The organism is uncultured Ruminobacter sp., assembly GCA_902764345.1.
GTDB lineage: Bacteria > Pseudomonadota > Gammaproteobacteria > Enterobacterales > Succinivibrionaceae > Ruminobacter.
Map to the genome: position 1 here is coordinate 1 of CACWVT010000078.1, position 5,845 is coordinate 5,845.

General features: G+C 46.4%; 5 protein-coding genes. 4 read left to right on the forward strand and 1 reads right to left on the reverse strand.

Features of this window, described 5'->3' with window-relative positions:
• Window positions 1-136 precede the first annotated feature (136 nt).
• A complete protein-coding gene (locus tag QZU58_RS09660; protein ID WP_294496346.1) occupies window positions 137-1,207 on the reverse strand; it encodes an NAD(P)-dependent alcohol dehydrogenase in 1,071 nt (356 codons plus the stop codon).
• A 603-nt stretch (window positions 1,208-1,810) separates the two neighbouring features.
• Between QZU58_RS09660 and trmL the strand changes: the two genes are divergently transcribed.
• The 4 genes from trmL to QZU58_RS09680 all read left to right on the forward strand — a co-directional run bounded on the left by trmL (window position 1,811) and on the right by QZU58_RS09680 (window position 5,730).
• Window positions 1,811-2,281 carry a tRNA (uridine(34)/cytosine(34)/5-carboxymethylaminomethyluridine(34)-2'-O)-methyltransferase TrmL gene (trmL, locus tag QZU58_RS09665; RefSeq protein WP_294459910.1) on the forward strand — a complete coding sequence of 157 codons (471 nt, stop codon included), beginning with the start codon at window positions 1,811-1,813 and terminating at the stop codon, window positions 2,279-2,281.
• Between the two features lie 199 nt (window positions 2,282-2,480).
• Window positions 2,481-3,221 (forward strand): DedA family protein, encoded by a 741-nt coding sequence (locus tag QZU58_RS09670; protein ID WP_294459907.1) that lies wholly within the window; start codon window positions 2,481-2,483, stop codon window positions 3,219-3,221.
• Window positions 3,222-3,361: 140 nt separating this feature from the next.
• Window positions 3,362-4,288, forward strand: coding sequence for a cysteine synthase A (cysK, locus tag QZU58_RS09675; protein WP_294496348.1), 927 nt, complete (start codon window positions 3,362-3,364; stop codon window positions 4,286-4,288).
• A gap of 164 nt (window positions 4,289-4,452) precedes the next feature.
• Window positions 4,453-5,730, forward strand: coding sequence for a dicarboxylate/amino acid:cation symporter (locus QZU58_RS09680; RefSeq protein ID WP_294496350.1), 1,278 nt, complete (start codon window positions 4,453-4,455; stop codon window positions 5,728-5,730).
• Window positions 5,731-5,845: the final 115 nt, after the last annotated feature.

Below are 5,845 nucleotides of genomic sequence, written 5' to 3' on the forward strand. Positions count from 1 at the left end.
AAGTCTGAACATGAACACCAAGCAATTTAGCAGCCTGTCCAATTGAAATAATCTTATTCACTACAAATAAACCTATAACTATTTTAAATGTATTATAAATTATTTATAGATTTGGCCAAGCAGTTGTTAACCCTTTTTAATCAGGGATTACGATTGGCTTGATCAGATCCTTCGGCTTGTCACGCATGAGCTCCAAAGCCTCGGCACAGTGTTCCCAACCATGGAACACGTGAGTGATTTCTGGCTTAACGTCAAGTCTGCCGGAAGCCACGAGTGATGACAGCTTTTCCATGCGCAGACGACCGCCCGGCATCAGACCGGTAAGAATCTGCTTATGTCCCATACCGCAGCCCCATTCAGCTCTAGGAATGTTCACGTAGTCACCGCTGCCGAGATAATTAACGTTACCGATGCGTCCGCCAGGTTTAAGAGACTTTATGGCTGCTTCAAAGGTGTTTACGTCACCGCCTGCGATACATACGCGGTCAACGCCCTTTCCGCCGGTAAGCGCCATAACCTGATCCTCGATCTTCCCGTCACGGTATGATATGAAGTCGGTGGCTCCGTATCCCTTTGCTGCGTTGACGCATACAGGTCTGGTACCCACTGCTATAATGCGTGAAGCCCCTCTCAGTGCAGCACCGGCCACGGACATAAGACCTACTGCTCCTATGCCGATTACCAGCACGGTATCACCAAACTGCACGTCTGCAAGTTCCACGGCATGGAACCCGGTAGGAACCATGTCAGACAGAATACAGGCCTCCTCAACACTCATGCCTTCAGGGATAAGTGCAAGATTACCGTCAGCGTCATTTACATGGAAAAACTCAGAGAACACGCCATCCTTGAAATTGGAGAATTTCCAGCCAGCAAGCATACCGCCTGAGTGCATGCTGTAACCCGCCTGAGCCTCGAGGGAGTTCCAGTCAGGAGTAATGGCAGGAACAAGAACCCTGTCACCGGGCTTAAAATCCTTAACCTCAGAACCGACTTCCACGATTTCACCACAGCCTTCGTGCCCAAGAATCATGTTATGACGATCGCCGATGGCTCCTTCATAAACAGTATGCACGTCTGAGGTACAGATGGCGATGGCCAGAGGCCTTACAATCGCATCAAGCGGACCGCACTTAGGAACTTCCTTCTCGATCCAGCCCACCCTGCCAATGCCCAGCATGGCAAAACCTTTCATCATTTTTCCCATAGCAAAAACTCCAAACATCAAAAATTTAACAAACGCCCGCCAATCCGCGTGTTCATTTTCGGGAAACATTTATGAATCACATTCGGATTAACGTACAACATTCGGTCAGGTAAAAATCAGAGCAACGTAAGCAGTATCTGCCTTTTTTCGCAGTGTGTTGACGCCTCGAAAACCATATTTTTTCTATACGTAAAAATATGTCTTACCACATAATAATATAACCACCATTAAAACATATATTTAGGTTTCTATAATCGAATCACAATGCTTTGAGATATTAAAACCCGTCACCTGTCACAAATACCCGATACCGTGGACCATAAAAATAAAACGTTTTCACATTAAATATCTGATACCGAAAGAACTGATTGTGCAAAACAACGTACGGAAGTTTTACGCATTCGTGCACAGAAAAAATGATTTTTTTGAAAACAATTTCCTCTTCAGGGGATCACGAAAGCCTCAAATTGATCTACAATAATCCGGCACGGAAACATATACACCGTTGAAGCACTGTAAATCCTTGAAATTCCTAATTTCATCCCCATTTATGAAGGAAGGATTTCTTTTTACTTTTCGTCCGCACAGAACAAGGGAACCTGCATGTTAAACATAGTACTGTTTCAGCCTGAAATTCCGGCAAATACCGGCAACATTATCAGATTATGCGCAAACACCGGATACAAGCTCCACATAGTGGAACCGGCAGCATTCATACTCGATGACAAAAGACTCCTGCGCGCCGGTCTTGACTATCATGAATTTGTGGACATAAAAAAACACCGCAACCTGAACGAATGTCTTGAATACTTTAAGGGACACAACATATACGCCTGTACCACCAAGGGACACGCCTACCCCGATCAGTGCAGATTTCAGGAAGGTGACGTGCTCATTTTCGGGAAGGAAACCAAGGGGCTTCCGGACGAATTCACCGACACTCTCGACGATGAACACAAGGTAAGAATTCCCATGGTTCCCGGCAGCAGATGCATGAATCTGTCAAACAGCGTAGCGATTTTCGTGTTCGAATCATGGAGACAGTTAAAGTTCAGCGGTGCCCGTCCGCAGTAATTTTGACCGGAAAAAGGAACTAATGATTAAGACAATACATCAAAATGTATGAACCTGATTGCGACATGCTATAATCAGAGTACGACAGTATGAAAACATCGGTTCCGTTTAATAATTTTAATATTAACTCACCGACACGGTTTACGGGAAAAATTCCGTGTCATAACTTAACTTAAAATACGGGGAATCTTATAAAGAAATGGTTGAGACTATACTGAACTGGGTAATTGAAAACCTGACCGATCTTGGAGCTTGGAATTACGTAATAGCCTTCGGCGTACTAATTCTCTGCGGCTTCGGACTTCCGGTTCCTGAAGACATAACCCTTGTTGCAGGAGGTCTCGTTTCCGGTCTCGGGGCAACAGATTTTAACGTGATGCTTATCATATGTTTCGCCGGCGTGCTTATCGGTGACGCATCCATGTATTTCATCGGCAAAATCTTCGGCTACAGAATTCAGAGATTCAAGCCGATGCGTAAGGTTCTCACTCCTGAACGCTTCGCCTCCGTACAGGAACAGTTTGCAAAATACGGCATCGGGGTACTGTTCGCAGCCAGATTCATGCCCGGACTCAGATCCCCGATATTCATGGCAGCCGGTATGAGTCAGAGGGTTCCGTTCATTCATTTTCTGCTGATGGACGGAATTGCAGCTCTCATATCAGTTCCAGCATGGATATACCTCGGGTATTACTGTGCCCAAAGCATACCGGAACTCATTGCCAGAGTTAAGGAAGGTCAGAGCATCATGCACATCGTTATTCTGACAATTGTGGTCATAGCCATAATAATAGTGACCAAGAATCATTTTGCGAAGAAAAGAAAGGCTGCGGAAAAAAAGGCGGTTGAAATAGCCAAAAAACAGCTTCTCGAAGAAGAACAGCAAAGAAAAGCCGAGAAAGAAAAGCAATCACAGAATCAGGCTGACAGAATAGATTAACACGCCACAGCCCGAGCCTTAGGCCCGGGCTGCTTTATTTTTTTACAGATTCCGCGTCTTTCCGGTTTCCGCGGACGTCGTTTTAAAACCGGAGAACATCCGCACTGCGGAGCTCATACAACTGACAAAGGAGATTAATAATGGCACTTTATAATTCAGTGGAAGAACTCATTGGGAACACTCCCCTCGTAAGATTATCCAGATTTGAAGAAAAGTTTCAGGTAAAGGCACACCTCTATGCCAAACTTGAAATGTTTAACCCTGCCGGTTCCATCAAGGATCGTGCAGCCTTAAGCATGGTTAAGGACGCTCTTGACAGAGGTCTCATCACCCGCGGCAGCACCATTATCGAACCAACCTCCGGCAATACAGGCATCGGACTGGCCCTGGTTGCAAGACTCTACGGTCTCAAACTCATTCTCACAATGCCTGAAAGCATGAGTCTTGAAAGAAGAGCCCTTCTCAAGGCCCGCGGAGCCGAACTGGTTCTCACCCCGGCAAAGGACGGAATGAAAGGTGCAGTAAGCCGAGCAGAAGAAATCCACAAATCCGTTCCCGGTAGCATCATAGTTGGCCAGTTTGAAAATCCGGCCAACCCTCTGGCCCACGAAAAAACCACTGCAGTTGAGATTTGGAAGGATCTTGACGGCAAAGTCGATGCGGTTGTTGCAGGTATCGGTACCGGCGGTACCATTTCCGGTCTTGCGAAGGGACTTAAGGCTTTCAATCCCGACATCAGAGCCATAGGTGTTGAACCTGCCGAATCCCCGCTCATCACCAAAGGTGAAGCATCCACTCACAAGATTCAGGGTATCGGGGCAAACTTCATTCCAAAGTGCTACTATCCGGAAGTCGTTGACGAAGTCCTTGCCGTAAAGGGTGATGACGCCATCAGCACCACCGTAAGCCTTAATCAGATTGAAGCCATCCTTGCAGGTATTTCCGCAGGCGGTAATCTGTCAGCGGCCGTTGAGCTTGCAAAGCGTCCGGAATACGAAGGCAAAAACATTGTCGTGATTCTCCCTGATACCGGTGAACACTATATTTCCACCGATATCTACAGGTAATATTCAGGAAACGTTGAGCATGCGCCGCTTCCTGAAAACGGAATTTAAAACGCGCAGAACCTCAAATCCCAGACAAAAAGGCTGAACTCACCCGGCCTTTTTTACCTATAATGAAAACACGATGTTTTTTAATCAGTCATACGTATTCGGAAAGAGGAGACTTCATGACCGACACTAAACCAACTCCCCGACAGCACACCAGCTGGAAATACATGGGGTTTTACATTTTAGCCATTACCCTTGGCGTCATTAACGGTCTTTTCCCGACCCCCGCGGGACTAACCGCCGCCAAATTCATTTCCGACATCTTTATCAGGATGTTCAGTTTCGTCAGCGTGCCAATCATCGCGGTAACACTGTGTCTTACCCTGGCAACCCTGGGCACCTCTGCGGTATCCAAGGCCCTGTGGAAGAGAACCCTGACCTACACCGTAACCACCACCGTTCTTGCGGCATCCGTGGCGGCACTGCTTTATGCATTCATCTCTCCGGAAAACTATGTCCGCCAGAGTTCGGAAGAACTTCTGCTTTCAGACGTGGGTCTCAGCGACAAAAAGGATTATCTTGAATATTTCGTCAACGTATTCCCTGACAACATTCTGGCCCCGCTGGTAAACGGCAACATCCTCAGCGTGCTGCTGATTGCGATTATCACCGGTATTGCCATCAGATACATGCGCAATGACAAAAACCGTGAATGCATCCTCAGCCTGCTTTCAGGTTTTCAGGAGATTATTTTCATAATAATCAAATGGATTATCCTTATCCTGCCTCTGGGACTTTTCGGTTTTATTTCCGTATGCGTGGAACAGTTCAGTTCCGGTCTGCAGATTGGCGGTCTGGCATCCTACTTTACCGTAGTTGTCGGAGCAAACCTGATTCAGGGACTTATAATTCTTCCGGGATTCCTGCTGATTAAAAAGCTTAATCCGCTGAAAATCTTCAGTGGCATGTTCAATGCACTGACCGTGGCATTTTTCTCAAAATCTTCGGCAGCCACCCTGCCGATAACCATGGAATGCGCCGAAAAGAACAACGGCATCAATCCTAAGGTATCAAGATTTGTACTGCCTATCTGTACCACCATCAACATGAACGGATGTGCGGCATTCATTCTCACCACCGTAATGTACCTCATGCAGAATGACGGTGCCCAGATCGGTTCTACCCTGCTCATAATGTGGGTGGGCATTGCCTCCCTTGCCGCCATCGGCAATGCCGGAGTACCTATGGGATGCTACTTCCTGTCCGCAAGTCTTTTGTCTTCAATGGGCGTTCCGATCGAGCTTCTTGGTATCATTTTCCCAATTTACGCCGTTCTTGACATGATTGAAACCGCACTAAACGTCTGGTCTGATTCATGTATTGCCACAGTTGTTGACAAAGACCTGAAAAACAAGGCCGAGAAACTGGGAATCAAACTTCCTGTTACTCCAGAATAAAACATAAATTATCAATAACCCTAACTCCGCAGATCATAGTTTCTAATTTTTGATTTGCTTCTTTGGGTAAGGTATGCCGAACAAGTCGAAGAGATCTCTGGTTTTTTTAGGGATC